General features: G+C 66.1%; 28 protein-coding genes and 2 pseudogenes. 8 read left to right on the top strand and 22 right to left on the bottom strand.

Going from position 1 to position 26,479, the window contains the following annotated elements:
* The first annotated feature begins 21 nt into the window (after positions 1-21).
* The 4 genes from VSR34_RS34885 to VSR34_RS34870 all read left to right on the top strand — a co-directional run bounded on the left by VSR34_RS34885 (position 22) and on the right by VSR34_RS34870 (position 4,458).
* A complete protein-coding gene (locus VSR34_RS34885) occupies positions 22-1,338 on the top strand; it encodes a hypothetical protein (RefSeq protein ID WP_342964823.1) in 1,317 nt (438 codons plus the stop codon).
* 530 nt (positions 1,339-1,868) lie between these two features.
* Positions 1,869-2,540 (top strand): DUF4158 domain-containing protein, encoded by a 672-nt coding sequence (locus VSR34_RS34880; RefSeq protein WP_342964822.1) that lies wholly within the window; start codon positions 1,869-1,871, stop codon positions 2,538-2,540.
* Entirely contained in the window at positions 2,541-3,575 is a 1,035-nt protein-coding gene (locus VSR34_RS34875) for a hypothetical protein (protein ID WP_342964821.1), read from the top strand.
* 22 nt (positions 3,576-3,597) lie between these two features.
* Positions 3,598-4,458 (top strand): hypothetical protein, encoded by an 861-nt coding sequence (locus tag VSR34_RS34870; protein ID WP_342964820.1) that lies wholly within the window; start codon positions 3,598-3,600, stop codon positions 4,456-4,458.
* Here the strand turns inward: VSR34_RS34870 and VSR34_RS34865 are convergent.
* Together VSR34_RS34865 and VSR34_RS34860 are read right to left on the bottom strand one after the other, a co-directional pair.
* Positions 4,419-5,936: a tyrosine-type recombinase/integrase gene (locus VSR34_RS34865; protein WP_342964832.1), complete on the bottom strand. Its 1,518-nt coding sequence runs from the start codon at positions 5,934-5,936 to the stop codon at positions 4,419-4,421. The genes VSR34_RS34870 and VSR34_RS34865 overlap by 40 nt on opposite strands.
* An 8-nt stretch (positions 5,937-5,944) precedes the next feature.
* Positions 5,945-6,916 carry a DNA-binding protein gene (locus VSR34_RS34860; protein WP_342964819.1) on the bottom strand — a complete coding sequence of 324 codons (972 nt, stop codon included), beginning with the start codon at positions 6,914-6,916 and terminating at the stop codon, positions 5,945-5,947.
* Positions 6,917-7,259: 343 nt separating this feature from the next.
* Here VSR34_RS34860 and VSR34_RS34855 point away from each other — a divergent pair, with 343 nt between their 5' ends.
* Complete coding sequence (locus VSR34_RS34855; protein ID WP_342964831.1) at positions 7,260-7,652, top strand: tyrosine-type recombinase/integrase; 393 nt, start codon at positions 7,260-7,262, stop codon at positions 7,650-7,652.
* Positions 7,653-7,744: 92 nt separating this feature from the next.
* Here the strand turns inward: VSR34_RS34855 and VSR34_RS34850 are convergent.
* The 20 genes and pseudogenes from VSR34_RS34850 to VSR34_RS34755 all read right to left on the bottom strand — a co-directional run.
* A pseudogene (locus VSR34_RS34850) lies at positions 7,745-8,993 on the bottom strand (IS66 family transposase); the annotation flags it as partial.
* 129 nt (positions 8,994-9,122) lie between these two features.
* Positions 9,123-9,491: an IS66 family insertion sequence element accessory protein TnpB gene (gene tnpB, locus VSR34_RS34845; protein ID WP_342964818.1), complete on the bottom strand. Its 369-nt coding sequence runs from the start codon at positions 9,489-9,491 to the stop codon at positions 9,123-9,125.
* Positions 9,491-9,817: a transposase gene (locus VSR34_RS34840; protein ID WP_342964817.1), complete on the bottom strand. Its 327-nt coding sequence runs from the start codon at positions 9,815-9,817 to the stop codon at positions 9,491-9,493. Before VSR34_RS34840 ends, tnpB begins: the two co-directional genes overlap by 1 nt.
* Positions 9,818-9,901: 84 nt before the next feature.
* Positions 9,902-10,453: pseudogene (locus tag VSR34_RS34835) on the bottom strand (response regulator); the annotation flags it as partial.
* A gap of 139 nt (positions 10,454-10,592) precedes the next feature.
* Positions 10,593-11,669: a hydrogenase expression/formation protein HypE gene (gene hypE, locus VSR34_RS34830; RefSeq protein WP_342964816.1), complete on the bottom strand. Its 1,077-nt coding sequence runs from the start codon at positions 11,667-11,669 to the stop codon at positions 10,593-10,595.
* Positions 11,666-12,802, bottom strand: coding sequence for a hydrogenase formation protein HypD (hypD, locus tag VSR34_RS34825; RefSeq protein WP_342964815.1), 1,137 nt, complete (start codon positions 12,800-12,802; stop codon positions 11,666-11,668). The genes hypE and hypD overlap by 4 nt, the downstream gene beginning before the upstream one ends.
* Positions 12,799-13,065 carry a HypC/HybG/HupF family hydrogenase formation chaperone gene (locus tag VSR34_RS34820; protein WP_342964814.1) on the bottom strand — a complete coding sequence of 89 codons (267 nt, stop codon included), beginning with the start codon at positions 13,063-13,065 and terminating at the stop codon, positions 12,799-12,801. Before VSR34_RS34820 ends, hypD begins: the two co-directional genes overlap by 4 nt.
* Positions 13,056-14,231, bottom strand: a complete 1,176-nt coding sequence (locus VSR34_RS34815; RefSeq protein WP_342964813.1) for a carbamoyltransferase HypF — start codon at positions 14,229-14,231, stop codon at positions 13,056-13,058. Before VSR34_RS34815 ends, VSR34_RS34820 begins: the two co-directional genes overlap by 10 nt.
* On the bottom strand, positions 14,228-15,112 hold the full coding sequence (hypB, locus tag VSR34_RS34810) for a hydrogenase nickel incorporation protein HypB (RefSeq protein ID WP_342964830.1): 885 nt from the start codon (positions 15,110-15,112) through the stop codon (positions 14,228-14,230). The genes VSR34_RS34815 and hypB overlap by 4 nt, the downstream gene beginning before the upstream one ends.
* A gap of 199 nt (positions 15,113-15,311) precedes the next feature.
* Entirely contained in the window at positions 15,312-15,659 is a 348-nt protein-coding gene (locus tag VSR34_RS34805; RefSeq protein WP_342964812.1) for a hydrogenase maturation nickel metallochaperone HypA, read from the bottom strand.
* A 62-nt stretch (positions 15,660-15,721) separates the two neighbouring features.
* Positions 15,722-16,810, bottom strand: coding sequence for a nickel-dependent hydrogenase large subunit (locus tag VSR34_RS34800; protein WP_342964811.1), 1,089 nt, complete (start codon positions 16,808-16,810; stop codon positions 15,722-15,724).
* A complete protein-coding gene (hybE, locus tag VSR34_RS34795; RefSeq protein ID WP_342964810.1) occupies positions 16,807-17,382 on the bottom strand; it encodes a [NiFe]-hydrogenase assembly chaperone HybE in 576 nt (191 codons plus the stop codon). The genes VSR34_RS34800 and hybE overlap by 4 nt, the downstream gene beginning before the upstream one ends.
* A complete protein-coding gene (locus VSR34_RS34790) occupies positions 17,379-17,612 on the bottom strand; it encodes a rubredoxin (RefSeq protein WP_342964809.1) in 234 nt (77 codons plus the stop codon). Before VSR34_RS34790 ends, hybE begins: the two co-directional genes overlap by 4 nt.
* Positions 17,613-17,614: 2 nt before the next feature.
* On the bottom strand, positions 17,615-18,475 hold the full coding sequence (locus tag VSR34_RS34785) for a hydrogenase expression/formation protein (protein ID WP_342964808.1): 861 nt from the start codon (positions 18,473-18,475) through the stop codon (positions 17,615-17,617).
* Between the two features lie 70 nt (positions 18,476-18,545).
* Entirely contained in the window at positions 18,546-19,016 is a 471-nt protein-coding gene (locus VSR34_RS34780) for a hydrogenase (protein ID WP_342964807.1), read from the bottom strand.
* Positions 19,006-19,365 (bottom strand): HypC/HybG/HupF family hydrogenase formation chaperone, encoded by a 360-nt coding sequence (locus VSR34_RS34775; protein WP_342964806.1) that lies wholly within the window; start codon positions 19,363-19,365, stop codon positions 19,006-19,008. Before VSR34_RS34775 ends, VSR34_RS34780 begins: the two co-directional genes overlap by 11 nt.
* Positions 19,356-20,018 carry a HyaD/HybD family hydrogenase maturation endopeptidase gene (locus VSR34_RS34770; protein WP_342964805.1) on the bottom strand — a complete coding sequence of 221 codons (663 nt, stop codon included), beginning with the start codon at positions 20,016-20,018 and terminating at the stop codon, positions 19,356-19,358. The genes VSR34_RS34775 and VSR34_RS34770 overlap by 10 nt, the downstream gene beginning before the upstream one ends.
* A gap of 7 nt (positions 20,019-20,025) precedes the next feature.
* Positions 20,026-20,736 (bottom strand): Ni/Fe-hydrogenase, b-type cytochrome subunit, encoded by a 711-nt coding sequence (cybH, locus tag VSR34_RS34765; RefSeq protein ID WP_342964804.1) that lies wholly within the window; start codon positions 20,734-20,736, stop codon positions 20,026-20,028.
* 59 nt (positions 20,737-20,795) lie between these two features.
* Positions 20,796-22,652, bottom strand: coding sequence for a nickel-dependent hydrogenase large subunit (locus tag VSR34_RS34760; protein WP_342964803.1), 1,857 nt, complete (start codon positions 22,650-22,652; stop codon positions 20,796-20,798).
* A gap of 67 nt (positions 22,653-22,719) precedes the next feature.
* Positions 22,720-23,805 carry a hydrogenase small subunit gene (locus tag VSR34_RS34755; protein WP_342964829.1) on the bottom strand — a complete coding sequence of 362 codons (1,086 nt, stop codon included), beginning with the start codon at positions 23,803-23,805 and terminating at the stop codon, positions 22,720-22,722.
* An 857-nt stretch (positions 23,806-24,662) separates the two neighbouring features.
* Here VSR34_RS34755 and VSR34_RS34750 point away from each other — a divergent pair.
* The 3 genes from VSR34_RS34750 to VSR34_RS34740 all read left to right on the top strand — a co-directional run bounded on the left by VSR34_RS34750 (position 24,663) and on the right by VSR34_RS34740 (position 26,377).
* Positions 24,663-25,472, top strand: coding sequence for an alpha/beta hydrolase (locus tag VSR34_RS34750; RefSeq protein WP_342964802.1), 810 nt, complete (start codon positions 24,663-24,665; stop codon positions 25,470-25,472).
* 508 nt (positions 25,473-25,980) lie between these two features.
* Entirely contained in the window at positions 25,981-26,172 is a 192-nt protein-coding gene (locus VSR34_RS34745) for a hypothetical protein (protein ID WP_342964801.1), read from the top strand.
* Positions 26,165-26,377: a hypothetical protein gene (locus tag VSR34_RS34740; RefSeq protein WP_342964800.1), complete on the top strand. Its 213-nt coding sequence runs from the start codon at positions 26,165-26,167 to the stop codon at positions 26,375-26,377. Before VSR34_RS34745 ends, VSR34_RS34740 begins: the two co-directional genes overlap by 8 nt.
* Positions 26,378-26,479: the final 102 nt, after the last annotated feature.

The following is a 26,479-nucleotide window of genomic DNA, read 5'->3' as shown; positions in this document are numbered from 1 at the left end:
GCACGCCTTTCGGCGCTTGCCATGAAGCATTCTGGCTTTCACGTCGGCCCGGAGTTTCATGGCTCCGGCGGGCTGCGCACCAGTACATCCACCTTCTTCTCTTCCATGCGCTTCGCTGCGGGAATTTGGCATGAGCGAATACCAATACTACGAGTTTGCATGCGTCGACCAGCTGCTTACGGCGACCCAGCAGGCAGAGTTGCGCAGTCTCTCCACGCGGGCCACGATCACCGCCTCAAGCTTCGTCAACACCACTATCACTGGGGAAACCTCAAGGGCGACCCGCTCGAGTGGGTACAGCAATATTTTGATGCCCACGTCTACTCCTCCAACTGGGGCAGCTGCCGCCTGCTTCTTCGCCTGCCGCGCGGGACGTTTGACGCGGCGACCATCCGCGATTACGTCAAGGCTGGACGAAAGAGGCGCTCCCGTTTCGAGAAAGCATTCGAGGCCATGGACGTCGATGACTGGTGCATCCTCGACTGGTCGTTCAACGATGACTCGGGTGAACACGCCCGCTTCTCGGAGGAGATGGATGGTGCGGGGTGGATGACGCGCCTGCTGCCAATACGCGACGAGCTGCTCGGCGGCGATGCTCGCCCGCTTTATCTTGGGTGGCTTGCCCGCCTCGGGAATGATGAGCTACACGATGATGAAATCGAACCGCCGGTGCCTGCGAGATTACAGGCGTTGACGCCCGCACAGGTAGCACTGGCCGAGTTTCTGATGCTGGATGCGGATTGGCTCGCCGCCGCAGCCGAGGCCAGCCCGTCACTATTGACCCCAGACTCCAGTGGGAGCGAAGACAGTCGCTTTGATCCCTGGTTACGTAAGTTGCCGGTTGAGGAAATGTGGGCGAAACTGCGCATGCTACTACAGGGGCGCAGCCGTGAAGCGGAGCGAAAGCTTCGAAACGCTTTTCTCAAATGGGAGAATACTAGGAATGCAAAGCAATTGAATTTGCCCAGGCGCCGTCGAATATCCGAAATCGAATCAAGGGTTGCCTCTCATCGTGCCATCCGTGAAAAAAAGGAGCAGGAAGCACGCCAGGCGGCCGAGGTCCGTCGTCGTGACGAACGCACACGGTACCTCACATCACTTCTCGAGCAGGAAGACACGGCGTGGTCAAGCATCGATGCACAACTGCGACGCACAACGGGCAGCGCCTACGATCAAGCATTCCAGAAGTTGCAGGATCTCGCCGAAGCGTATGAAAACGCCAGGCGGGATGCCGTATTCCGGCGTCGTCTGGCGCAATTGATGTCGAGTCATGGCAAGCGCGGAGCCTGGCTTGCCCGGCTGCAAAAAGCGGGGTATTTGGGGCAACCCAAGTCTTAGCCTCCCTGGCTGACCTGCTGCATCATTTCCGCAAATCTGGGATGAACTCTGAGCCCACATGGCACGCCCGGCATATATGCCAATTTTCGGCGATTTGACCAAGTCATAATGACTTGGACGCCTATGATAGGAAATTGTGCTTACCTTGTCCGCCCCCTCCTCCTTGTCACAGATCACCGAGATGGCCCACCCGACGAGGTCGTGCCGATTGTGCAGCCTCGTTCGTGTAGGCCCACAACCTACTTCCTCGTGCGTACCTACGTCGACAGGCTCGCAGGAGATTGTCAGCACACGATCTCCAAAGCCATGCGGCACGTTCAGGGGTCCCCGTGATTTTCATGCCGTTTACCGGGTTAGCGGGCTCCAGACCTGACAAGGCTTTGCGGTCTAACCCTTTATAAAGTCTCCGTAAAATCAAGAGCTTGCTGTTTGTCTTCCCCGGAGGACCCCAGTGCCTCGCCCCCAATTGTCAAGGCGATATTGTTGGCATAGCCTGAGCGGTTCCTCTTTCGGCTGCGGAGCGGACGGCGATGGAACACTGGCGGCAGGCCTATCTCGGGATGCGGTCCATCCCGCACACGCTCAACGAGTTCGAGCTCGCCACGTTCTTCACGTTTTCCGCGAAGGAATGCGCGTTGATCAACGCGCGTCGCCGACACGCCTACCGCTTCGCGCTGGCGCTTCACATTGGTTTCGTGCGCATGACCGGTCGCACGCTCGATGCTTGCCGGTACGTGCCACGGAACCTCTGGCAGCACCTAGGGCAACAGCTCGGCATCGAACCACCCCATCTCGGGACGATGACGTCGCTGTACGACGGCCATACCGACACGCTGGTCGAACATCAGGCCTGCGCGTACCAGGCGCTCGGCTTCGGCTCCATGACCGAACACCAACGCCGCTACGTGATGCGCTGGCTCAAAGCCGAGCTCTCGGGCCGCCAGGATCGCAATGGTCTGCTGCACGAACTCAAACGCTGGCTCTACGAACACCGGATCCTGTTGCCGCGCGATCGCACCTTGCGGGAACTGATCGTGCAGGCCATTCGGGACGTCGAAGCCACGCTCACGGGCGAGCTTACGCAGGCCTTTGGCGAAACCACATTGGATCGTTGGGGCAAGTTGCTGCCGAAGCCCCATGGCGAGGCATCGAGCCTGCAGCAATGGCTGTGGTCGGTGCCGCTGCGCAATTCGACGCGATAGATGAGCGAACTCTTGCGCAAGCTCGACTATCTGGTCGAGCTCGGCGTACGGGTGCAGTGGCCCGACACATGCAACGAAGCTATCGTCCGGCATTATGCGCGGCGCTGCGCGGACCGCAAACCCTCGGTGAGCCACCGCATCCAGCCGGCCATACGGCGGCTCGAGGCCGCCTGCTTCATGCGCTACGCGTTGTGCTTGGCAACCGACCAGCTCCTGTCGATGCTCGGCGACTGGGTCCGCAAGGCGATCAGGACAGCCAATGATCGGGTGGCCGCCTCGCGCCCGGATCTGAAGGCGCAGCTGTGCGAATTTGCCACGGCAGTCAAGGCGCTCGCAGGCAACAGGGACCTGACACGCGATGCGCTTGCCAGGCAATTGTGCGAACTGGCGGACGCAGTTCTCAAACAGGATGCGCCCAGTCGGACCAGCCTGATGCGGGCACAGCTCGTCTCGAAGCGGCGCGTCGCGCGTGTACTGTTTGCAAAGTTGCTGGACCTGCCTTTCCAGGCGCAGACCGCCCATCCGGTCATGGATGCGCTCGCCTTGCTGCGCGAGCGCTACCCGAACAAGGCTGTCGATCTGCCGGCGGACACGCAGATCCCGCTTGGACGGGCCTGGCAGCGGATGATCGCCAGCGAGAACCGCGCCGACGCGCTGATCGCCTTCGAATGGGCGACGCTCTTTGCCTTGCGGGTGGCCCTGCGCAATGGATCGGTCTATGTCGAGCACAGCTTCTCGTTTCGCAGCCTCGGCATGCTGCTGATCCCCGCTGACGACTGGCAACGTCAGCGCAACCATTTCTACGGGCAGCTGGGTTTGCCGCAGGATCCGAGGGTGTTTCTCGAACCCGTCATCAAGCACCTTGACGAAGGCCTCGAGCGTCTGAACGAAGCAGTCGAACGCGGCGAAGTCCACGTCGACGACGCGGTTCATCTCGATGCTCTGAAGGCCGAGCCGGGACAGAAGGCGGTCGAGGACCTGCGCCGAGCCCTGTTCGCGTCACGCCCGGACGGGCAGTTGCCCGAGATCCGTTGAGCCCCTGATCGTCTCCGAAAGCGTGGGCAGCAAGGCCGACCTGCTCGGCGCGACCATCGGCCTGCGCGTGATCCGGGAGAACGGGGCATTCGTCCTGTCGGGCACGATGCATGTTTTCGTCCCGCTGCAGGCCGCCCATCTGCTTCGGTGGATTCGCGAGACCAGCGAACCCGGACAGGAGCCGTCCGCTTCGGAGCTCAGTTTCATGATCCGGCGCGCGTGGCTCGCGCAGTTTTTCGAGGACCTTGAGCCGCCCACGCTGATTGACGCCGCGAGCAACGAGCCGTTGCTGCTCGTGACCGACCGCTATCGCGTGCGCGATTGGGAGAAGGTGGCTGCGGTGCTCGCCGCGCAGCCCGATGTCGAGGGCAATCCCGGGCAGGGCTGGGAACGGCGCATCGACTGCGATGATGGTCAGGTCCGCAGCGCCGCGGGCATCACCCGCACGCGCGATGGCGAACATCTCATCGTGTTCTGCCGCACGCAGCACGATGCCGATGACAGCCGCAACTGGTTCGACGCGATCATGACAGACGCCGTCGAGTTTCGCATTCGCGACATCCAGGATCCCGTCGGCGCACTCGGCCGCCTGGGCGACGATGCATCCCCCACATCCGGGGCCGCCGATCTGCCGCCCGAGCTCGCGACATCGGCCATCCGGCAGGCGCTGATGCGTATCTACGCGGACTGGCCCGATGAACCGATGCCGATCCTGGACGGGCGATCGCCTCGCGAGGCGATAGTCACGCCCGCCGGGCTGGAGCGCGTCAAGGGCCTGCTGCGTACCTACCAGCGCGATGAGAGCCGGCAGGCGCAATTGCAGCAGCGCGAGCCCGTGTCGCTTCAGTTTCTCTGGGACGCCCTGGGCCTCGCGCCCGAATGAGGTGCGTCGTACGACGCGAACGTCCCCTCGACGAACGCGCGCAACTGCGAGAGATCCGTTTTCGCGTACGCAGCGGTTGTCTGCACCGACGCATGGCCGAGCAGCGCCTGCGCCACCGGCAGCGGTACCTGGTGGTCGACGATCATCTGTCGCGCGTAGGCATGCCGCAGCCAGTGCGGCGACGCCTGCCGCAGGCGTGCGGCCCCCTCGGGGTCCGCGTTTGCAAGACGTTCCGCGGCCGCCACGAAGATCGCCTTGACTTCGTCGTACAGGCCCGAACCCTTCAGCGAGCCGCCCTTGAGTCCATGGACCAGTGCGGCGTGTTCAAGGAGCGGTGGTTGCGACGGCAGGCCGCGCAACTCACGGTAGGTCCGCAACACGGACACGCAGACCGCCGGCAGGGGAATCGCGCGCGTGCGGCGGCCCTTGCCCAGCACGTAAAGAGTCCAGCTGTCATGTCCGTCGACCTCGACCTTCGGCAACTGCGCCTCGTCGGACCACACGAGTTCGATCAGCCGCACGCCGGCATAGCGGTACAACGCCCAGATCGCACGGCGCCGCGCGGTGACCAGGGGATCGTCGCCCGCAGCGGCTTCGGTCACCCACGCATCGCAGGCGGCGAGCAGCGCCGGCGGCAGCATGCGCTGCGGCGCGATGCTCGCGCGCGAACGGCCGCCCCGCACGAGGCCGGCAGCGGGGTTGGCACTCAGATACCCGGTTTCCGTCCAGTAACGGAACAGGCTCGCGATGACGGCGAGCGCGCGGGACTGCAACGCCTCCGACATCCTGCGCGGCGTATCGCCCACGGTCTCCGGCGCTGGCCGGCGCAGGGCCTGCCGGTACGCGAGCAGGTCATGGCGCGTCAGGTCGGACAGCGGCCCGAGCTGTCGCGCCTCGCACCAGGTGACGAGCCGGCGCAGCTCGGTGCGGTACGCGCGCAGTGTGTGCGGCGAACGGCTCGCCCGGTCGCGCAGGAACAGCGCCGCCGCCTGGGCGTCGTCGCCGACGCCGAGCGTATTCGTTGCGCTCGCCACCGCCGCGAAACGCCCGGCGCGCGCGAGCCACTCGACCAGCGGCCGGGGCAAGGTCATCAGGGCCGCGGCCTCCCGTTTCGGCTCACCGGTCGCAACAAACTCCCCGCCTTCGGGTACCGGCTTGAAGCGCCGGCGATGCGTATGCAGCACGCGGGCCAGCACGGCGTCGGGAGCGGGCGCCGCGTCGACAGTGACCGTACGCACACGCCCGCGGTCCCAGTATTCGACAGCGGCCTCATGATCCAGCAGCACACGCATGACGGCCGGCCGTGCCGCCTTCGCGTCGGCCAGTGAGGCATGACGCTGCCTGATCATGCCGAGCGTCCAGCGCGTATAAACGACGTGACCGAGCACATCGGCCAGATACGCGATGGCATCTCCGGCGCCGGCCGGCAGGCGCTGCGGGGGCAGCGTGCCGTGATCGATCCAGTCCGACGGGTTCATCGGGGCGCTCATGCTTTCTTCGCGCGCGTGGTGGCACGCCCTTTCGCTGCGGTCTTTGTGCGCCGGGCGCTCGCCAGCCCCGCGGAGGCGGCCGGCGGCCGACGCGGCACATTGAGCCCGGACACCACGCGCATCAGCTCGTCGAGCTGCGCATGCTGGCTCGAGTTGACGGCCTTCAGCGCGAGCGCCTCGCCGACCGCCTGCTGGCGTGTCGCCCGCTCACCGGCAAGCTCCGCTTCGAGCCGCTCGCGCTCGCCCTCGAGCGCGGCGATACGACGCTCGGCGAACTTCAGCTGCGAGGCGAACTGCCCGTGTTCCTTCTTCAGCGCCTCGCGCTGGTGCGCCGTTTCCTGCAGCAGCTGTTTCGACAGCGCCTCGTACCGCTGCTGCGCCTGGGCAAGTCCTTGCGCGTGCGCGTGCTCGAGCGTCGCCCGTTCGGTTGTGGCGGCATCGAGCTGGCTCTGCCGCTCCTGCAGCGCGGTCTCGAGCGCGGCATGCCGTTCGCGCAGCAGGACGTGCTGCGCGCGCAGCTCAGCCAGCTCCGCGTCGCGGCTGGTGAGGGCCGCGCGCAGTTCGGTCACTTCCTGGCGCAGCAGCTCGACACGCAGCCCGGCGTCGGTACGCGCCGCCTCGGCCGTGGCGACCGCCTGATGCGCCTCGGCCTTCAGGCGTACGACGTCGTCGAGCTGGACGGTGACGGCGGCCTGCCAGAGCGCGTGCATCTGCTCGGCGATATCCGGCGGAATGCCGGGGATCGCGATTTCGGCCAGCCCGGCGCGCACGACCTCGGCCTCGATCACGTTGAGGGCCCGCGCGAGCGTGGCCGGGTCGCCGGCACCGAGCCGTGCGCGCAGCTTGCGCACCGACACGAGCTGCCGGAAGCGCGCCCCGCTCACGGGCGTCGCGTCACCCGCCTCGGCGAGCATCGCCAGCACGGTGGCACGGATCTGTTCAGGAGTGGCAGCGGTGGGACGGGGCATGGCGAGCTCCAGGCGGAAAACGGGCGATTTTTCAGGATATTATTCCATATGTTTCTAACGTTAGAAAATCAATTTAATCGCCAGAAACATAGAGTCATCAGGAATAATGTTCCTTATCACTGCCATGCAGGCCCGGCTGACACGATCGAGAGCCCGGCAGGCTGGATAAGCCCCTCCGGCCAGGTCTTCACGCAATACAGAAGGACCAGACAGCAACTACCTGATTTATTTGGAAATTAATGTAGGGGCGGACCGGAAAGCCTTGTCATGCCTAGAGCCCGCTAACCCGGTAAACGGCACGAAAAGCACGGGGCCCCCGCTTTGGAAGACCACCGCCAGGGCCGTGCGCGATTGGCTGCACCTGAACTCCCAGCTTCAGCCCGCCTCGCCGCTGCTGCCGAGCCGTGACGGCGGGCCCATGACGCGGGGCAACGTAGCTCAGCGCCTGAAGCTCGCCGTGCAGACCGCCTCCGAGAAATACCCCGACTTGGCCAGCATGTCCGTGTCGCCCCACTTGGTGCGGCATGGAACTGCAATGAGCTTGCTTCAGTCGGGCGCCGGCCAGTGCGACATTGCCTTGTGGCTTGGGCACGAGAGTCCGGCGACAACGCACATGTACGTCGAAGCGGACTTGGCGATGAAGGAGCGGGCATTGGCGCGCTTGAAGGGGCCCCAAGTCAAACCGACGAAGTACCGCCCACCCAAGGCCTTGATGGCGTTCCTGCAAGCGCTGTGATTATGTGAAGCGGCTCCTGCACGCGCACGCGTCCTTACGCTCGGTAGGAGCGTCATGTCAGGACGCCGACTTCGCATAAAAGCGCGCTGCGCATTATTCTTGCCCATTGGGATGGCGCGCAGCGCCCGCTCCAATGAATTCGTATCGATCTCGACATCCGCATCGTCCAGATACAGCAACAGGCCATCGCGGCGCTCACGGACATAGGCCAGCGCCTTCGTGAGCGGACTGCTCGGCAGCAAGCCTTGCGCTTCGAACTGCCTGTCCACCCAGACGAAGAACTGCTGCGCCACCGGCTTCGCATGCTGCTGCCTCCATGCGCGCTTGCCGGAGCCTGTCAGGCCCTTCTGCCGGATGTCTTCCTCGACGCGATACAGCGCGCCGATATGCTCCAGCGCTTCGGCCACGCGTGCCGGCTCGATCTCTTCGGCCTTCACGAAGGCACGCCTGCTGTGCGCCCAGCACTGCGCGTGGGCGAGTCCCGTCTTCTTCGCATACAAGGCGTACGCCTTGTAGCCGTCCGTGTGCAGGACGCTGCCAGTCGATGCGGTTTGCCCGAGCAGCTGCTCGACGTGCTCCTGCCGCCGGCTCGGCTGGTAGTGGAAGCATATCTCGTCGCGCTCGCCCATGACAGGCCAGAAGTACGCCGACTTCATCTTGCCCGGGCCGTCCCGTCCGGCCTTGATCGGCGTCTCGTCCATGCGCTTGACGCGCCAGCTCAGGATCGACTGCCACTGTGCGTCGTGGATTGGCTCGATGAGCGCAATGGCCGCTTGCGCGATCTGCGTGAGCCACTGCCGCGAAACGCGGATGCCACATTGGGCAAGCCGCTGATGTTGACGGTACAGTGGCAGGTGGTACACCAGCTTGTCGATGAGCAGCCCGGCGATGAACGACACATCGGCGCGGCTGCCTTCGATCACACCAACCGGCGCCGCAGGACACGACAATGCCTGCGTATCGCGCCGCTTGATCACCGGGCGCACGTACTTGAGCACGACATAGCTGCCGGGACGCTGGGCCAGCCTGTGGCTCACGCTCGCCGATTACTTCGTAATCCTCGGGATCGAGTCCTTTGGCCTCGGGGTTTGCAACCGGGATGACTTCGACCGGGACCTTGCCCTCGTCGAAGAACAGTGTCGATTCGTCGGCATCCGAGCGCCTGGGCGTGGCGCTGCGCTCGTGGCCGGCTATGCGTGTCTTCCTGCCTGGCACCGGTGCATCGGGCACAGCATCGAAGGCTTCGCCCAGCGTGCCTTGTGCCGCATCGGGCTGTACGATGCGACGCTCGCTCTTGCGGCCGAACAGCTGGCGCTGGAACCACGCGACTTGCGCGCGCAATTGTGCGTTCTCGCTCAGTACCGCTTCGCATCGCGCTGACAACGCCGCCACGTGCGCAGTGAGCGCTACGAGCGTTTCGTCGGTGGCGGCAGTCGATGGCATGGCCACCATCATAGGGCAACGCATGCCTCATGGCGAGGGCCTCACCGGCGACTGTGGCTGCGGGTGCCGGTAACGATGCCGCTGCCGGACGACCTCGATTCCCTCCAGCAACAGCTTCAGTTGCGTGACATCGATCTCACGCGTATCCACCCGGTTCCAGTTGGCCAGAAAACGGCCTTGCTCGAGCCGCTTGGCCCAAACGCACCAGCCGCTGCGATCGAAATGGAGCACCTTGATCTGTGTGGCACGACGATTGATGAACGCGAAAAGATGGCCCCCAAGTGGATCGACCGGCATGCTGTGGCGCGCGATCGCGTACAAGCCATCAAACGAGCGCCGCATGTCCACGGGCGCGCCGTACAGGAACACACGCACCTGCTGCTCCGGGAAGAACATCAGCTTCTCGCGATCGTCAGAACGATGCCGCCGGGCAGATCGAGGCGGATCGTCAGATTCGCCTGTCCAGCCTGCGTGCCCGGGTTGATGTGCGTGTCAGTTGCCGCAATGGTCCCCAGATCGACAAAGGCCGAGTCCCCGGCGGATGCATCCACGCCACACGGAGATGCCAGGCCCTGCAAGCGCCGCCGCCAATGATAGAAGCGAAACTCCGACACCGACTCCTCACGGCAGAACGCTCTGACCGTCAGTCCGCGCTCTGCGAAGCGTGCCAGCCTCTGGCGCCACGCTAATTCCACTTCCTCTCGCTTCGCTGCTGCCTTCATCGTCTGCTCCTGATCGCATTGAACGAGGAGCATTCTGCAACGACATCTACGCGAACTCTATAACGCTCATGGCTTACCGCTTACGAGCGGGCTGCCCGGCGAGCGCACGATCGAATCGATGCCGAACTCGCTTTGCACGCGCGCGAGCTTTCCATGGCTGCGCCGCCGCAACAGCGGAACGCTACCGCGCAGTTCGAGATCGAGGCGGCGCATGTCGTGCTGGAGCGACTGCGCCTCGGCGGCCTGGCGCACGGTTTCGATCAGGTGATCGGGCAACCAGGGCTTGAGGATGAACTGGTGGATGCCCGCCCGGTTGATGCCCGCGACGATGTCTTCCGAATCGGTGTAGCCCGAGACGATGATGCGCACGACGTCGGGCCAGGTCTCGCACACCTCACACAGGAATTCGACGCCCGTTTGTCCCGGCATGCGCTGGTCGCACAGGATCACCGAGACGGCGCGCTCCTGGAGGATCGCGCGCGCCTCGTCGGCGGAGCCCGCCGTCAATACCTCGAACTCGTCGTCCAGTACGCGCCGGGTCGTCTCCTGCAAGCGCGACTCGTCGTCGACGACGAGCACGGTGGCGGGCTGGCGCAGCGGGAGCGGGGCGGGACTGGCGGGGACGGGCGAACTCATTGCTTGATCGAAGCCGAGGGGAACCGGTCTTTCAGGGCTCCCACGCGAGCGCAACGCGACTGGAGGGCTGACGATCCGCAATCATACCTTGAGTCTCCGATACCTATCGTCACCACCGGCACCACCGGAGCAAACGGGATCAGCAGATCCGCGGCAATTGTTCGCCCGAGAGCCAGTCGGCAATCCGCCGGCCACCGAATTTCGTTTCGATCTGCACGAAGCCGTGCGCGTCCTCGACCACTTCGCCGATGCGCGCCGCCGCCGCGCCCAACGGATGCGCGCGCATCGCTTCGAGCAGTGGCGGCGCGTCGTCGCTTGCGCAGATCGCGACCAGCTTGCCTTCGTTGGCGACATAGAGCGGATCGAGGCCCAGCAGCTCACACGCCGCATCGACTTGCGGCAGCACGGGAATCGCGCGCTCCTGAATGCGCATGCCGACGCCCGACTGGCCGGCGATCTCGTTGAGGGTCGTGGCAAGGCCGCCGCGAGTCGGGTCGCGCAGCACGCGCACCCTGGGCGCGACGGCGAGCATGGCCGCCACGAGCGTGTGCAGCGCGGCGCTGTCCGAACGGATCTCCGTTTCGAATCCCAGGCCCTCGCGTTGCGACATGATCGCCACGCCGTGCTCGCCGATCGTGCCCGAGAGCAGCACGACGTCGCCGGGCCGCGCCTGCGAGCCGTCGATATGAATGCCCGCGGGCACGACGCCGATGCCGGTCGTGGTGATGAACACGCCGTCGCCCTTGCCGCGCTCGACGACCTTGGTGTCGCCCGTCACGATCGGCACGCCGCACGCGCGGGACGCCGCGGCCATCGACTCGACGATGCGGCGCAGGTCCGCCAGCGGGAAGCCCTCCTCCAGGATGAAGCTCGCGCTGAGATACGAAGGCCGCGCGCCCGCCATCGCGACGTCGTTGACGGTACCGTGCACGGAAAGGCTGCCGATGTCGCCGCCCGGAAAGAACAGGGGCGAGACGACGTGCGCGTCGGTGGCCATCACCATGCGCTCGCCGGGGCCGGGCGCCAGCGGCGCGAACGCGGCCTGGTCGTTGCCCTGGCGCAGCCATTCGTTATCGAAGGCCGCGACGAACAGCTCGCGGATCAGTTGCGCCGACGCGCGGCCGCCCGCGCCGTGGCCCATGTCGATGCGGCCGTCGCGAAAGTTCAGGGGCCGCACGTAGGCGGGCTTGACCGGAGATGGTTGGGCTGGGCTCATGCTGCGACGACCGGAATATCCTTGAAACGACCATAAGAGTAATGCGCGGCGCACGCGCCTTCGCTCGACACCATGCACGAGCCCATGGGATTCTCGGGCGTGCAGACGGTGCCGAACAGCATGCAGTCGCGCGGGTGCTTGAGACCGCGCAGGATCGCCCCGCACTCGCACTTGCGATGATCGGCGACGGGCCGGTAGGCGAGTGCGTAGCGGCTTTCGGCGTCGTAGCGCGCGTACTTCGGGCGAATGCGCAGCGCGCTCGCCGGGACCTCGCCGAGGCCACGCCACTCGAACGACTCGCGCGTTTCGAACACGTCCTGCATGAGCGCCTGCGCGGCCGCATTGCCCGTGCGCGTGACGGCGCGCGCGAATTCGTTCTCCACCTGGGCGCGCCCGTCGTTGACCTGGCGCACGAGCATGAGGATCGCCTGCATCACGTCGAGCGGCTCGAACCCGGCGATCACGACCGGCTTGCGATACCCCTGCGCGAAGGCCTCGTAGGGCGCGGAGCCGATCACGATGCTCACGTGAGCCGGGCCGACGAAGCCGTCGAGCGGCACCGCGTTCGCGTCGACGGACGGCGCGGCGAGCAGATGCGTGATCGCGGCGGGCGTGAGCACATGGCAGCACAGCACGCTGAAGTTATCCGCGCCGCTCGCCGCCGCCTCGCGCACGGTGAGCGCCGTGGGCGGCGTGGTCGTCTCGAAGCCGATTGCAAAAAAAACGACCTCGCGGTCCGGATGCTCGCGTGCGATGCGCAGCGCGTCGCGCGGCGAATACACCATGCGGATGTCCGCGCCGCGTGCCTTGGCGCGCTGGAGCGACAGGCCGTCCGAGGCGGGCACGCGCATCGTGTCGCCATAGGTGCAGAGGATCACGCCGTGCTCGAGCGCGAGGCGAATCGCCAGATCGATGCGCCCGATCGGCAGCACGCAAACCGGGCAGCCGGGTCCGTGAATCATCCGTACGTTTTCAGGCAGGAGATCGGCCACGCCGTAGCGGGAAATCGCGTGCGTGTGACCGCCGCAGAACTCCATGAAGTGGTAGCGGCGCCCGGTCTGAGTCTCCTGCTCGATGCGCCCGGCAATGCGTGCGGCGATTTCGCCGTCGCGGAATTCGTCGACATATTTCATTGCGCGGCTCCGGATTGCGTGACGGACGTGTCGTGCGCCTCGCCAAACGACTGGGCGACCTCGCCGAACAGCGCGAGCGTGCGCTCGGCCTCTTCCGGGTCGATCACGCCCAGCGCGAAGCCGACATGCACGATCACGTAATCGCCTGGGCGCGCGTCGGGCACGAGCGCGAGCGACACCGTCTTGCGCACGCCCCCGAGATCGACGACGCCCGTTTCGGCGTCGGACCATTCGATGAGCCGTGCGGGAATGGCTAGGCACATGAGCTCACTCCTCGTGCGGTCGTGGGCAGGGAGAACACCTGCGGGTCGTATGCGGTAACCCAGGCCTGGCCGAGCGCGAGGCCCGCGTCGCCGCAGGGCACCGTCTCGGGCATGAGGGTGCGCACGTCGCGCGCCGCGAGCGACTCGCGCAGATGCGCAGTGAGCAGCCGGTTCGCAAAGCAGCCGCCGCCGAACAGCACGGCGCGCCCCTGCGCAGCGAGCGCGGCCCAGTGAGCGAGTGCCTCGGCCAGCGCAAGATGAAAAACGGCCGCGCCGCGCGCGGCTTCGCCCGCGTCCGCGAGCGTCAGCAACTCGGCGAGGAGCGCGCGCAGGTCGAGCTCGCCGTTGTCCGCGACTTGCCACAGGCCCGCCACCTCGGGGGCCTCGTGCGCGACGAGGTAGCCGCTTGCGAGCCTTTCGAGCGCGATGGCCGCCTCGGCTTCGGCGCGCTGGCGCAGGCACACACCGAGCAGTCCCGCCGCCGCGTCGAACCAGCGTCCCGTGCCGGTGCTCGGCGGGCAATTGAGACCGCGCGCGAGCATGACGCCGACCGTGCGCGCCGCGCTATCGCCCACGGCGGCCGCAAGGCGCGGCTCGATTTCGTCGCCGCGCCCGAGCGCGTGCAAAGCGGCGGCGGCCATGCGCCAGGGCTCGCGCGCCGCGACGTCGCCGCCGGGCAGCGCAAGCGGCATGAGACTGCCGAGGCGCCGCCAGCCGACAGGCGCCACTTCCAGCAGTTCGCCGCCCCAAGCGGCGCCGTCCGTGCCGAGACCCACGCCGTCGAGCGCAAGGCCGACAACGTGCTCGCTCAACCCGTGCTCGGCCGCAACCGCGCCGATGTGCGCGTGATGATGCTGAACGGCGACGGTCGGCACGCCGAGCCGCTCGCCCCATTCGAGCGCGACGCGCGTGCTGTAGAAGTCGGGATGCAGATCGTGCGCGATCGCGCGCACGGGCCGCCCCGCGCGCGCGGCGGCCTCGACGAGCGCGGCCACCGACGTATCGAGCGCCACGCAGTGCGCGGGGTCGTCGAGATCGCCGTGCATCGGCGACCAGTGCACCTCGCCGCCGATGCACACGCACGCGGCGTTCTTCAGCCACGCCCCTGTAGCGAGCACCGTCTGATCGCCAAGGGCATGCGGCAGGTGCTGCACATGCGCCGTCATACGGCGTCTCCGGCGCGCCGCTGCTCAGCGCGCAACGCCGCAAGCTCGCTCTCCAGCGCGCCGATGCGCTCGGCAATCGGGTCGCGCGCACGCGCGATCCAGTCGAGCCACGCATCGAGGCCTTCGCCGGTCGTGGCCGAGAGCCGGATCACTTCGAGCGACGGATTCACGCGGCGCGCATACGCGATGCACTGCTCGACGTCGAACTGCACATAAGGGAGCAGGTCAATCTTGTTGACGATCATGAGGCGCGCGGCTGCGAACATGTCGGGATACTTGAGCGGCTTGTCCTCGCCCTCCGTCACCGAGAGGATCGCGACCTTCGCCTCCTCGCCGAGGTCCCACAACGCGGGGCAAACGAGATTGCCGACGTTCTCGATGAACAGCACGCAGCGCGGGGTATTGGCCGCTTTGGGCGCGAGGGGCGCGTGTTCATGTTCGTGCTTGTGGTCATGATGGTGACCGTGCTCGTGGTGATGGCCTTGCTCGTGCTCGTGCTCGTGCTCGTACTCGTGCGTATGGTCGTGCAGCGGCAGCCGCCCGAAGGCTGCCGTCACCATCACCGCGTCGAGATGGCAGCCCTTGCCCGTGTTCACCTGGATCGCGGGCGCGCCGGCCGAGCGAATGCGCTCGGCGTCGTTCGCCGTCTGCTGGTCGCCCTCGATCACGCCGACGCGCAGGCCCGGCATCCGCTCACGCAGCGCGGCGATCGACGCGCATAGCAGCGTTGTTTTCCCTGAGCCCGGGCTCGACACGAGATTGAGCGCACGCACGCCGTGCGCCATGAAGTGCCGCCGGTTGGCGGCGGCATGGCGGTTGTTCTCGCCCAGCACCTCCTGCTCGAGCTTGATGGTGCGCCCCTGGTCGAGGCCGGGCACCATCACGCCCGCGGGCCCGAGACCGTAGTGCAGGTCCTCGCCCGAAGCACCCGAAGCGCCCGGGTGGGCGTGGGAATGAGAACCGGAGGGGCCGTGCGCCTGCGCGCCCTCGTGCTCCTGAGCGGCGTTTTGCCGATCGCTGGTGCTGTCGCACCCGCATACCACGCACATGTTGCTTCTCCTTGCGCTAATCCGATGATTGTCAGGCATCGTCGACGATCAGGTCGACGATGCGCAGCTCCATGCCGCCGTTCGGCTGGAGCCAGTAGCCGCCGCACTGCGCGCAGGGGTCGCCTCGCGCGGCCAGCGGCACGCTCGCATTGCAGTTCATGCACCACGCGCTGCCCGCGGGTTCCTCGATCTCGACTCGCGCGCCGGCGAGACAGGTACCTGGGGCGATCGCATCGAGGGCGAAGCGCAGCGCCTCGACCTCGACGCCCGCGAGGCGCCCGACTTCGAGCCTCAGCACCTTCACGCTGACAAAGCGCTCGCGCTCGGCGGCCGCTTCGACCGATGCCAGCACGCCGCCGGCCAGGCTTAGTTCATGCATATCGTGGGTCCCCCCCCGGTATCCGGCGCCTTGTTTCTATGCCTCGTTTCCATGCTCTGTACTCACGCGCCGTCCGTGTCGACCGTATAGGCGATACACGGATCGAATGCGCCCACCCACACACCGGTGCGCGCGGCCAGCGCGCCATCATCCGGCGCAGGGTCGAGCCGCGACAAGGCTTGCGCGAGCGTGCCCTGGCGGTGGAAGTTCCACTCGGTCGGCGCGACCACGCGGTAGTCCTCGATGCGCGCGGCATCGTCCGGCGCGAGCCGCACCCAATGGACCAGCACGCCGCGCGCCATCTCGCACCAGCCGAGCGCCTCGCCGGGCGCGCAGTTGCGCGCGCCAAAGCGCAGCGCGCCTGCCCCGGCGTCGGCCGCCACCAGCCGGGCCACGTCCGCGACGCGCGCGCCAAGCCGCAGCCAGGGCGTATCGTAGGCCAGCGCGCGCGGATCGTCGCTACGCGTCCACACGCCGGTCTCCGCGGGCAGGCCGTGTTGCAAGGGCGCTCGCGTGAAAGCCGGACTCCCGGCAATCGCCGTGGCCAGTTCGCTCAACCGCGTTTCGTCGATCACGAGTGGCCGCGGCATGGCGCGCGTCGTATCGGCGTAGGCGCGGCAGTCCGCCAGCAGCCGGGCCGGGAACGTCTCGGCCCGCGCGCTCCAGGCGCTCAGGCAACCGCGCGGATCGTCCGTCCAGTGCGCGAGCCACCGGCGCGCGGGTATGCCGAGAACATGCCGCTCCACCCATCCGGGCGCGCCTGCCGCTTCGACTACCGCTTCGACATCAGGCAGCCTATACGGCGCGGCGGCGGCCAGCCGCATGGGCCAGTCGGTCCAGATGCAGCGCAGATGCACGGCGAGCGCCTCGCGCGTGAGCATCGCGGCATGAGCCGCATTGGCGGCATCCTCCCGCTCGTGCTCCACGGAAGCGCTCGCCGCGCCGACGGCAAGTTCCGCGCAGAGCCTGTGCGCGAGTCCGCACAGCGCAAAGAGCGCCGAAAGCCGCGACGCGGCGGTTGCCGCCGGTTGCCCGCGCAGCAGCGCTGCGGCGAGCGGCGAGCGGCCGCCCACGATGCTGTCCTGCCGGCCGGGGCGCACCCGGTACTGCCCGGCGAGCGCAGCCAGCGCAGACTGCGTCGCCGAGCTCATGCTGCGCTCCCAAACGCGCCCGGCCGCAACAGGAATGCGCGACGCGACGCGCGCGGCGCGACGGCCGATGCGTCATCCTTACCATCGCCCTTCGCGCCTCCCACCTCGCCACGCAACTGCGCAAGCACGGCCTGCGCGGTCGCGGCGGCGCTCTCCTGCCCGTCGAACTCGAACATCGGCGAAAAGAGCGAGCAACCCGCATACGCGCCCACGTCTGGCGCGTGCGCGCCGATCCATTCGAAATCGATGTTGCCTACGCGCAAGCACGCTTTGCCGCCTGGGAGCGGACATCGCACCGAGTCCTGCCTCGCGCCGGGCAGCCAGAGAAGATTCATCGACCACGGCGTGATCAGCACGCCAAGCCATGCGCCGCCCGCTCCGGCATCGCCCGCCATCGGCGCGAAGCCGATCGCTTCGACACGCAACGCGCGATTCACGACCGGAAGATCGCACATCGCACCGCTCGCGACCGTCTCGAAGTGCGCGACCAGCGCCGCCACCCGTGGGTCGCCGCGCACGGCGTCGCGCGCCGCATCTTGCACCGCATTTTCCACGACAGCGCGCGCGGTCAAGCCGCGTCCCCCAGCACCATGAACTGGTCCGCCGCGCCGTCGCAAACGGGGCAGCGCCAGTGCGCGGGAAGCGCCGCGAACGGCACGTGCGGCGGAATCTGCCAGACCAGGTCGCCTTGTTCGGGATCGTAGATCCACCAGCAGATCTTGCATTCGAGGCGCGTATGCGCCCCGATGCGGCTGCTGTCGCCGAGATAGCTGCCCTCGAATTGCTTCGTACGCTCGTCCATCGTCACGCCTCGCCCACCCATTCGATCAACTGGGCCAGTCGCTCGCGCGAATCCCCGAGGTCTTCCGGCGCGGCGCGCACGACCTCCGGCAGATCGGTAATCTCGATCGTGTTCAGGATCAGCGTGTCCTGCGAGTTGAAATAGGCCACGCGCCAGCAGTTCGCGATCGCCGTGCTGCCCACGCGGCAATTTCCATAGCCGCGCGAGAGCACCTGCACCGCGCCCTCGCCCAGCACCGCGTCGATCAGTTGCTCGTCGCCCGGCGACAACGGCAGGAGCGTCAGGTTGACGACGTGGGGTGCATCGCCGGCACGCCAGCGCGCGACGTGATCGCGCACCTCGCTCAGGATCGAAGGCGCGTTCATCACCCCCAGCGGCAGCAACTCCGGCAAGGGCGCCATCGGCTGCGTGCCCTGTGCGGGCCGCGCGAGAAGCGCCGGAGCCGCGCCGATCTCGATGCGGTCGGCCGCGCTCGCACCACCGGCCTCGACCACGCGCCACAGCCCGGTAAACACGGTCTCCTGGATCAGAACGCTGCTCCGCTGCGCATCGTCGATGCGCGCGCTGACCTCGCCCTCGCCCAGCACGTCGTTGAGAATGCGCAGCGCCGACGCATCGCAGGTCGTCAGATCGACCACTTCGGGCGGCGTGCCGGGTTCGTATGCCGCGAGCACGCGCAATACCTCACGCAGCACGCCGCGCGCGGCGTCGAGCGAGCGCGCATCGGCGCGCTCCGGCAGCGACGGCGCGACATAGGTGCGCATGCCTTGCGGCATCGGCAGATAGTCGAGCACCGCATCGCCTTCGTCCTGGCTGCCAGGGCCGAACGGCACGACGGGAACGGGAAACGGAATCATGGACATGGTTGGCAATCCCGATGATTGATCGATGAGCAATCGACGATTAACGTTGGCTAGTGACGGCTAGCGGCAACTAGTGGCAGCCCGCCGAAGCACCGGCGGCATTCACGGGAATGCCGACCGAAGGCGCCCGTGTAGTCGGCTGCGCGAGCGCATGGGCGACGTTGGCCACGTAATCGTCCCAGTCCATCATGCCCGCGAGCGTCGTGATATAGCCGCCGTCGCGCAGCCATAGCAACGCGGGCCAACGCTGCGAGCCGAAGCGGCGCGCGATCGCGTCCTCGCTTTCGCGCGTCGCCACCGCCGCGCGCAGTGTGCGGCCAAAGCGGCCCGCCGCGAGGCGCGCGAGTTCGGGCAGCACCACGGCCACGTCGAGGGATTCGGGAAAGCGCACCGGGTCGCCTGCAAGCAGCACGACACATTCGCCGCCGTCCGCAAGCCATTCGTCGAGCGTGCGTTCGTCCACGAACACGGCGTGTCCGTCGTCGATCAGCCGCTGCACCACGGGCGCCGCGTCATGCGCGGCGCCGCTCTTATTTGTCATGTCGATTCCTCGTAGGCCGGTGACCGCCGCGCGCCGCTTGTGCGCAACCGGTCAGCCGGATCAGGTCGTCCACGCCGAGCGCGGACGGCAATTCAAAATGCGCGTTCGCGCGGGCCATGGCGGCGTCGCCCGCCAGCGCCCGTTCGACGAGCGAGAGCGTCGCGTCGATTTCCGCCGCGCGCGTCGCGTCGAGCCTCTCGCGCGCCGCGTCGAGAAAGACCAGCAGCCATTCACCGGCGCTGCATGGGCCAACCAGCGAGGTGTCGATGCGGCGGCGCTCGCCGCGCCCATCGCACCACGCCTGCAAGCCCTGCGCCTCGATCACCCGCATCGGCATGCCTATGCACACGACGGTGGCTCCTCGTGGCGCGAGCGCAGCAACACACGCTCGTCGCCGGTACGGCAGGCATCGGCCTCGCTGGGCCGCTCGCCTTCGTAGCGCGCGAGCGCGAGATGCGGCAGCGTGACCGCCTCGTCGGCGCGCAGCGGCGTGCGGCGCGGCGAGGGCTCGCCGCCCCATGCGGCGAGGCGCTCGACGCCCAGTTCGAGCGCGCGCTCCAGCGCCGCCTTCACGGCGGGCCGCAGGCTGCCGCCGTAATCGTCCACTTCGTCGGGTTGGCAGCCGACCAGCAACACGCGGCGCGGATACCGGCCGGTCAGGCGCGCGAGCATCAGCACCTCCTGGAAGCCGGTCTGGTGCAGGCTCATCTTGCGAACGCCAAGGAACGCCGGTACTTCGTCATCCTCAACGACCTTCAGTGTGCCGGGTGCAAGACCGTAATCGATGGCGTCGAAAATCAGCAGGCTGTCGGCGGCCTGGACGTACTGGACCAGATACAGCCCTTGCGTGCCGCCATCCATGAGGCTCACGTGCGGGGCGAATTCGAAGCGCTGTTGAAGCGCCTCTATGCAGCGCACGCCAAAGCCCTCGTCGGCCCACAGCACGTTGCCGATGCCGAGCACGACGATGGCGGGCGCGCCGCTTTGCGGGGAAGTCAGCATCGCGGCCTCACTTCTTGAACGTGCGGTAGCCCGAGATCATCGAGCCGACCACGCTCTGCCGGCCCATGATGTCCTCGCGGATTGCCGCATAGACATGCAGGATCACGAAGATCAGGATCGCCCACATGCCGAGGTGGTGCCAGGTGTGCACGCCTTGCGACTGGCCGAGCAGCGGACGTACCCAGCCAAACGCAATCTGCTGCCACGAACCCGCCTGCGCGCCTTCTCCGTACAGCGCAAAACCGGTCACGCTCATGAAGAGCGAGACCAGCAGAAACACGAAGAACATCGCGAATCGCGACAACGGATTGTGTCCACTGAACTGGCGCGGCGTGGGCCCGAGGAACGCGTAGTAACGCAGCATCGCGAACGTGTCGAGCCAATACTCGCGCGAGAACACCGGCACCCAGAACATTTCGCGCGCGTGGTGGTTGCCGACAATGGCCCAATACGCGCGGCCCGCGAGTCCGATTGCGAACAGGTAGGCGGCGGTGAAATGCGCGAAGCGGATATAGCCCATCAGAAAATGCGCGCTCGCCTCGCCGGGCTGCGTGGGAAGCGGCGAGCCGATCAGGTAGCCGGTCACCGCCAGCACCACGATCGACGCCGCGTTGATCCAGTGCCAGATACGCACCGGCGCTTCGTACACGTAAATCGCCTCGGCGGGCGGAACGGTGTCGCGCGCCTCTTCGCGTCGGAAATACGATTGCATGGTCATCATCCTTTCGTGGCCACCACGGCGCCGGCAAGCGCAGGCGTCGTCGCGGCCTGGTCGAGTTAGCGCACGGTCACGGCGGTCATTTCGGCGCCGTCCTCGCTCATCACGTGCGTCGAGCACGCCATGCAAGGATCGAACGAATGCAGCGAGCGCAGGATCTCGACAGGCTGCTCGGGGTTCGCCATGGGCGTGTTCATGAGGCTCGCCTCGAACGCGCCGATCTGCCCTTTCGCGTCCCGCGGGCCGCCGTTCCAGGTGCTCGGCACGACGCACTGGTAATTCTCGATGCGGCCGTCCTTGATCCTGATCCAGTGGCCGAGCGCGCCGCGCGGCGCAGCGACCGCGCCCACACCCTTCGCTTCGGCGGGCCACGTCGAAGGGTCCCACTTGTCGACGTTCGCGGTCGAGGTGTCACCGTTGCGGATGTTGTCGATGAGGCTTTGCCAGTCGTCCGCCATCATCTCGGCGCAATACTCCGCTTCGAGTGCGCGGGCGAGCGTGCGGCCGATGGTGGTCGGCAGCAGTTGCTTCGCGCCGAGCGAGGTTTCCGGCAAGCCAAGCAGCTTCGGCATGTCATGGTTCACCGCAACGAGCGAGGCTTCAATCTGCTCCTTGATGCGCCCGCAATGCGTGTTGCCCTGCTGCGCATGCGCGTAGCCGAGGATGTAGCGCGCAAGCGGTCCGACTTCCATGGCGTGCCCGCGCCAGCGCGGCGACTTGACCCACGAGTATTTGGCGCTCTCGTCGATCGACTCGATCGCGGTGCGCGTGCCCTTCGTGTTGGGCCCGAGTTCGTAATGCGGCTCGGTGATGCCGTCCCACGGATGCAGCCCGCGGTCGTTGTCCGGGTATTGATACCAGGAGTGCGCAACGAACTCCTGCACTTGCTCGGGGTCGCGCGGATCGACTGGCAGGATCGTGTTCCAGTCGCCGTTGAGGATCGCGCCGCCCGGCATCTGGTTGGTGGACGGGTTGTAGTTGACGAGCGGATACGCGCCGTAGTCCATCACGTTGGTCGCGGCGAGGCCGCCGCCATGCAGCCAGCCGCGCGCCTTGTAGATCGTGCCGATCGCAAGCAGATCGGGCACATAGACGTTGCGGCAGAAGGTGATCGCTTCGTCGATGAGCGACTTGACGAAGTTCAGGCGCTCCATGTTGATCGGCGCGCCAGCGGCCAGATCGCCGTCGATGTTGATCGCGCACGGCACGCCGCCTACGAGGTAGTTCGGGTGCGGATTCTTGCCGCCGAAGATCGTGTGGATCTTCACCCACTCCTTTTGCAGGTCGAGCGCTTCGAGGTAGTGCGTCACGGCCATCAGGTTCGCTTCTGGCGGCAGCACGTAGGCGGGGTTGCCCCAGTAGCCGTTCATGAACGGACCGAGCTGGCCGCTTTCGACGAACTTGCGCAGGCGCGTCTGCACGTCACGGAAATAGCCCGGTGACGACATCGGATGCGCGGGCGAGATGCGTTGCTGCAATTCGGACGTGAGTTTGGGGTCAGCCTTAAGCGCCGAGACCACATCGACCCAGTCGAGCGCGTGCAGATGGTAGAAGTGCACCACGTGGTCGTGCACCTGCAAGGTCTTCGCCATGATCTCGCGGATCAGGTGCGCGTTCGGCGGGATGCGGATGTCGAGCGCGTCCTCGACGGCGCGCACGGAGGCGAGCGCGTGACATCCCGTGCACACGCCGCAGATGCGCTCCACGAACGCCCACGCGTCGCGCGGGTCGCGGCCCTTGAGAATGACTTCGAGTCCGCGCCACATGGTGCCGGTGGAGACGGCGTTGCGGATCACGTTGTTCGAATCGACGTTGACCTCGACGCGCATGTGGCCTTCGATGCGCGTGACCGGATCGACGACGATGCGCCGCCCGCTGTTGTCGAGCTGGAACCCCTGGGTGGAAATGGCTGTCATGCTTGTTTTTTCCTGTGCTGCTTCCTGTGCTTGTCGGCGGCGCCCCGGCGCGGGGCGCTAGATGCAGCTATCGGCTGTCGCGGTCTTGCTTCGCGTCGTGGTTCGACCTGGCGCGCTGGATCGCCGAAGCGGCCGCATGCGCCGCGGCGCCGGCGCCCACCACGACGGCCGCGGTGCCGCCGAGCCTGTCGGCGTTCGCTTCGACGCCGAACTGGTTGATCTGGGTGAGCCGGTCGTAGAAGGAGCCCTTGTCCCAGAACCCGTCCTCGGAGCAACCGATGCAGCCGTGGCCCGCCTGAATGGGAAAGCTCGTGCCGCCGTTCCAGCGCACGGTCGAGCAGGCGTTGTAGGTCGTCGGGCCCTTGCAGCCGACCTTGTAGAGGCAGTAGCCGCGCCGTGCCGCTTCGTCGTCCCACGACTCGACGAACTGGCCCGCGTCGAAGTGCGGACGGCGGTAGCACTTGTCGTGAATGCGCTGGCTGTAGAACATCTTCGGGCGGCCCTGGCGGTCCAGCTCCGGCATGCGGTCGAACGTGAGCATGTAGGTGATCACGCCCGTCATCACCTCGGCGATCGGCGGGCAGCCGGGCACCTTGATGATCGGCTTGTCGGTGATGACCTTGTGGATCGGCACCGCCTGCGTCGGATTGGGCTTCGCCGCCTGCACGCAGCCCCACGACGCGCACGAGCCCCACGAGATCACGGCCTTCGCGTCCTTCGACACGCGGCGCAACTGATCGACGAACGGCTTGCCGCCGATGATGCAGCTCATGCCGTCCTGGTTCAGCGGCGGATTGCCTTCGACCGCGAGGATGTAGTTGCCGCGATACTTCGTCATCACTTCCTCGAGGATCGCCTCGGCCTGGTGCCCCGCGGAGGCCATCAACAGGTCGTCGTAGCCGAGCGAGATCATCGAGAGCACGACGTCTTTCGCCAGCGGGTGCGCCGAACGGATGAACGACTCCGAGCAGCACGTGCATTCGAGCCCGTGCAGCCAGAGCACCGGCGTGCGCGGCTTGGTCTCCATCGCGTGGGCGATCTTCGGCATGAACGCGGGCCCGAGGCCGAGCGACGTCGCCGTCAGCGAGCAGAATTTGAGGAAGCTGCGGCGCGAAATCCCCTGGCGTCGCATGACTTCATAAAACGTTTCGATCACTGTGTGGTTCCTTGATGGCCTTCGGCCCTGCGACGCCGGCATACGGTGGCGTCTCCGGGCGCCCCCTGTCGGCGTTTGGCGGTCTCAAGTAACAAGGTTCGTGCCAACCGCGGGCACAGGCGCACTAAACCGGCGTCGAAGGTCGCGGATACGAAATTCGCGGACAACGTCAGTGGATATAAGAAGGAGTCGTCGGGCGAAATCCATGGGGGCCAGGCGCAACGGTGCCGTCAACAGGCCGAATGTATATATGCAATCCAGCACCTGCTTGCAGTAGGCCATCATTTGGCAAACGGGACGAGGCCATGTATAAGGGTTTCAAGGACCAGCGGCGCACATGCCTGGACGCTCCTTTGTCGGAGCGCGCGAGATGAACGCCACGGGGATGAGAGCACCATGACGATGCGGGATGCAACGCGCCGTGCTGTCACAATCCAGACAATTCAGGAAGGCAACGTGACACACCTATTACGATCGGGATGACGATGCATGCAGGAAACATCTTCCGCGCCTGGGTAAGGCAGGCATGGTCCTTGCGTGACGTCGGGCACAGAGAAGTTAGGATCCTTGATCAATGAGAAAGCGCTTGACGATGGCGTAAAACTTGCCCCTCGCTACGAGCGCCCCATCGTCCTATCATGCGGTTCTACCGTGAGGTGCTTGTCGACTGCTTGCCGAGAACCGGCTCGACCCAACGCGGGTCGATTGCCTGCTTGAGGGAGTCGACGCATGCGTGCGCGCGCTGCAGCGCGAGTCTATTCCGATCAATCCTGCAGAAGCATTGGCCGGTAGTGAGTTCGTGATCGACGAGGCTCGGGCCAGGTGACGGGCGTGAATACGGACGGAGGACATCTATGAGTACACGTCGTTTCAGTCTCTATCGTGGCACTGCGCCGTTTGCGCTAGCGGGCGACCGACAGCGCGACGTGACGGTGGATGTTTGGTTTCCGGCCCCAGCTCGCAACAATGGGTACGCACTGATAGCGCTCGCGGGCAGGGCATACACGTTTCTCTCTCAGAAATCCGGACGCGACTATGGAGAATGGTTTTCCGGACTCGGATTCACGGTACTTGTGCCGACCTTTCGTTTAGGATCGGAAGGTTACGACTTACGTGCCATGTGTACAGACGTCCTGAGCACCATGCGTCTTGCACGCGGGGTCGCAGGGGAATCTGGATTTCGTTCGGACCGCATCGGATTTATCGGCACGTCGGCGGGCGCGCATATGGCCGCAGTGCTCGCCACTGGCGCCGGTCGGGAGATGCTTGTCGAGCACGGCGTTGATCAGCATGTAGATCTTGACGCTGCGCCAGACTTCTGCGTGCTTTGCTACGGCGTACTTACGCTCATGGAGCCGCTGGGTCACGACGAGACGAGACGGAACTTTCTCGGCTGGCACCACCAAGATACGGATTGGCGCCGTGCATTTAGCCCGGTCCACGCAATTGGTGCGACGACGCCTCGCACATTTATCTGGCATACCTCCGAGGACGTAGAGGTTGCCTCCGAACATTCGATTCGCTATGCCGAACGGCTAGCGGCGCACGGTCGCCCGTACGAGTTCCATCTCTATCAGAAAGGCGCCCACGCGTTGGGCCTTGCGCGGGCCCAAGGGCTTCATTGGGCGGACGACTGCGCCCGATGGATTTTGGATCGACAATAGTGAGTCGAACCGGCATCGGACAGGCGTGAATAAAGTCGGAACGAACTGCTCCAGAAACTGCGTGAGGGAAGTGCCACGGTAGGCATCTTCGGCCTCGGATATGTAGGCATGCCTCATCCGGCGTGCGGTCTTCCAGACTCGAATGAGGTCGTCTCTGGTTGTACAAGCCGTCAACACAACACCCATATCACCGAGTCAAGGGAAGTTCTCTATCGTTGGCACCCATGGTACAGGCACACGGTATGGATTTTCACCACGATAGAAAGGAAGAACGGCGAGTCAGTGCTGCGCTGTGCGCGAGAGCCGTTCGACACGGCGGGCTTGCTGGAGGTGCCGCAATGGATGTTCGATCCCGTTGCCTGCTGTCGCATTACTTCCGCAACGTCTCCCGCCGTCAGCTGTGAAGCATTGAGGGAACTGAAGTACCTGCTGGCGCCGGCGCCGGCTGCCGGGCAGCGCGATATGGTACAAGCCGAGCACCATCCTTTGCTCCGTACAGGAGGTGCTGATGCGACGCCAGACCAGCCCGCAACCGGGCGCTCAACTCGACCTGTTTCATCCTTTTCCGAAGACGCCACAGTGGACGCACCTGCCGCAGGAGGTGCGGCAGGAGACGGTGCGTTTGCTGGCGCAACTGCTGCGGCAACACCGTCGCGGCCTGTTCGCCGTCGTACACGAGCCGGAGCTGCGCGATGAGTGACAAGATTCGGGCACAGCATCTGACGCGCAAGGCCATGCTGTACGTGCGCCAGTCGTCGGCCTACCAGGTCAGCCACAATCTGGAGAGCCAGAAGCTGCAGTATGCGATGCAGGATCGTCTGCACCAGTTGGGCTGGAAGGAGATCGAAGTGATCGACGAGGATCTGGGGCGCTCTGCGGCTGTTGTCGCTCGCAATTTCCGCTAGCGGCGTCCACAGCAGCGCTAATCTGTCCGCTAATTCGGCTAGCGCACCTTGCCGGGGTAGCGAAAATGGCAATCCTCGCGATAGCGATTTATCGCCCGAAGA

This window comes from Paraburkholderia sp. JHI2823, from assembly GCF_038900695.1.
Lineage (GTDB): Bacteria > Pseudomonadota > Gammaproteobacteria > Burkholderiales > Burkholderiaceae > Paraburkholderia > Paraburkholderia mimosarum.
The sequence above is the reverse complement of the archived record's forward strand: the minus strand, read 5'-3'. Positions and strand labels throughout refer to the sequence as shown.

Coding starts and splice junctions, on each gene's coding strand:
- VSR34_RS34840 (WP_342964817.1), bottom strand. CDS start 9,817: ATGAAGGCAGCAGCGAAGCGAGAGGAAGTGGAATTAGCGTGGCGCCAG.
- VSR34_RS34880 (WP_342964822.1), top strand. CDS start 1,869: ATGGAACACTGGCGGCAGGCCTATCTCGGGATGCGGTCCATCCCGCAC.
- VSR34_RS34885 (WP_342964823.1), top strand. CDS start 22: ATGAAGCATTCTGGCTTTCACGTCGGCCCGGAGTTTCATGGCTCCGGC.
- VSR34_RS34780 (WP_342964807.1), bottom strand. CDS start 19,016: ATGACAAATAAGAGCGGCGCCGCGCATGACGCGGCGCCCGTGGTGCAG.
- hypE (WP_342964816.1), bottom strand. CDS start 11,669: ATGAGCCCAGCCCAACCATCTCCGGTCAAGCCCGCCTACGTGCGGCCC.
- VSR34_RS34860 (WP_342964819.1), bottom strand. CDS start 6,916: ATGCCCCGTCCCACCGCTGCCACTCCTGAACAGATCCGTGCCACCGTG.
- tnpB (WP_342964818.1), bottom strand. CDS start 9,491: ATGTTCTTCCCGGAGCAGCAGGTGCGTGTGTTCCTGTACGGCGCGCCC.
- VSR34_RS34865 (WP_342964832.1), bottom strand. CDS start 5,936: ATGAACCCGTCGGACTGGATCGATCACGGCACGCTGCCCCCGCAGCGC.
- VSR34_RS34875 (WP_342964821.1), top strand. CDS start 2,541: ATGAGCGAACTCTTGCGCAAGCTCGACTATCTGGTCGAGCTCGGCGTA.
- hypD (WP_342964815.1), bottom strand. CDS start 12,802: ATGAAATATGTCGACGAATTCCGCGACGGCGAAATCGCCGCACGCATT.
- VSR34_RS34805 (WP_342964812.1), bottom strand. CDS start 15,659: ATGCATGAACTAAGCCTGGCCGGCGGCGTGCTGGCATCGGTCGAAGCG.
- VSR34_RS34770 (WP_342964805.1), bottom strand. CDS start 20,018: ATGCTGACTTCCCCGCAAAGCGGCGCGCCCGCCATCGTCGTGCTCGGC.
- VSR34_RS34785 (WP_342964808.1), bottom strand. CDS start 18,475: ATGTCCATGATTCCGTTTCCCGTTCCCGTCGTGCCGTTCGGCCCTGGC.
- VSR34_RS34760 (WP_342964803.1), bottom strand. CDS start 22,652: ATGACAGCCATTTCCACCCAGGGGTTCCAGCTCGACAACAGCGGGCGG.
- VSR34_RS34820 (WP_342964814.1), bottom strand. CDS start 13,065: ATGTGCCTAGCCATTCCCGCACGGCTCATCGAATGGTCCGACGCCGAA.
- VSR34_RS34740 (WP_342964800.1), top strand. CDS start 26,165: ATGAGTGACAAGATTCGGGCACAGCATCTGACGCGCAAGGCCATGCTG.
- VSR34_RS34815 (WP_342964813.1), bottom strand. CDS start 14,231: ATGACGGCGCATGTGCAGCACCTGCCGCATGCCCTTGGCGATCAGACG.
- VSR34_RS34800 (WP_342964811.1), bottom strand. CDS start 16,810: ATGAGCTCGGCGACGCAGTCTGCGCTGGCTGCGCTCGCCGGGCAGTAC.
- VSR34_RS34750 (WP_342964802.1), top strand. CDS start 24,663: ATGAGTACACGTCGTTTCAGTCTCTATCGTGGCACTGCGCCGTTTGCG.
- VSR34_RS34790 (WP_342964809.1), bottom strand. CDS start 17,612: ATGGACGAGCGTACGAAGCAATTCGAGGGCAGCTATCTCGGCGACAGC.
- hypB (WP_342964830.1), bottom strand. CDS start 15,112: ATGGTGCCCGGCCTCGACCAGGGGCGCACCATCAAGCTCGAGCAGGAG.
- cybH (WP_342964804.1), bottom strand. CDS start 20,736: ATGACCATGCAATCGTATTTCCGACGCGAAGAGGCGCGCGACACCGTT.
- VSR34_RS34745 (WP_342964801.1), top strand. CDS start 25,981: ATGCGACGCCAGACCAGCCCGCAACCGGGCGCTCAACTCGACCTGTTT.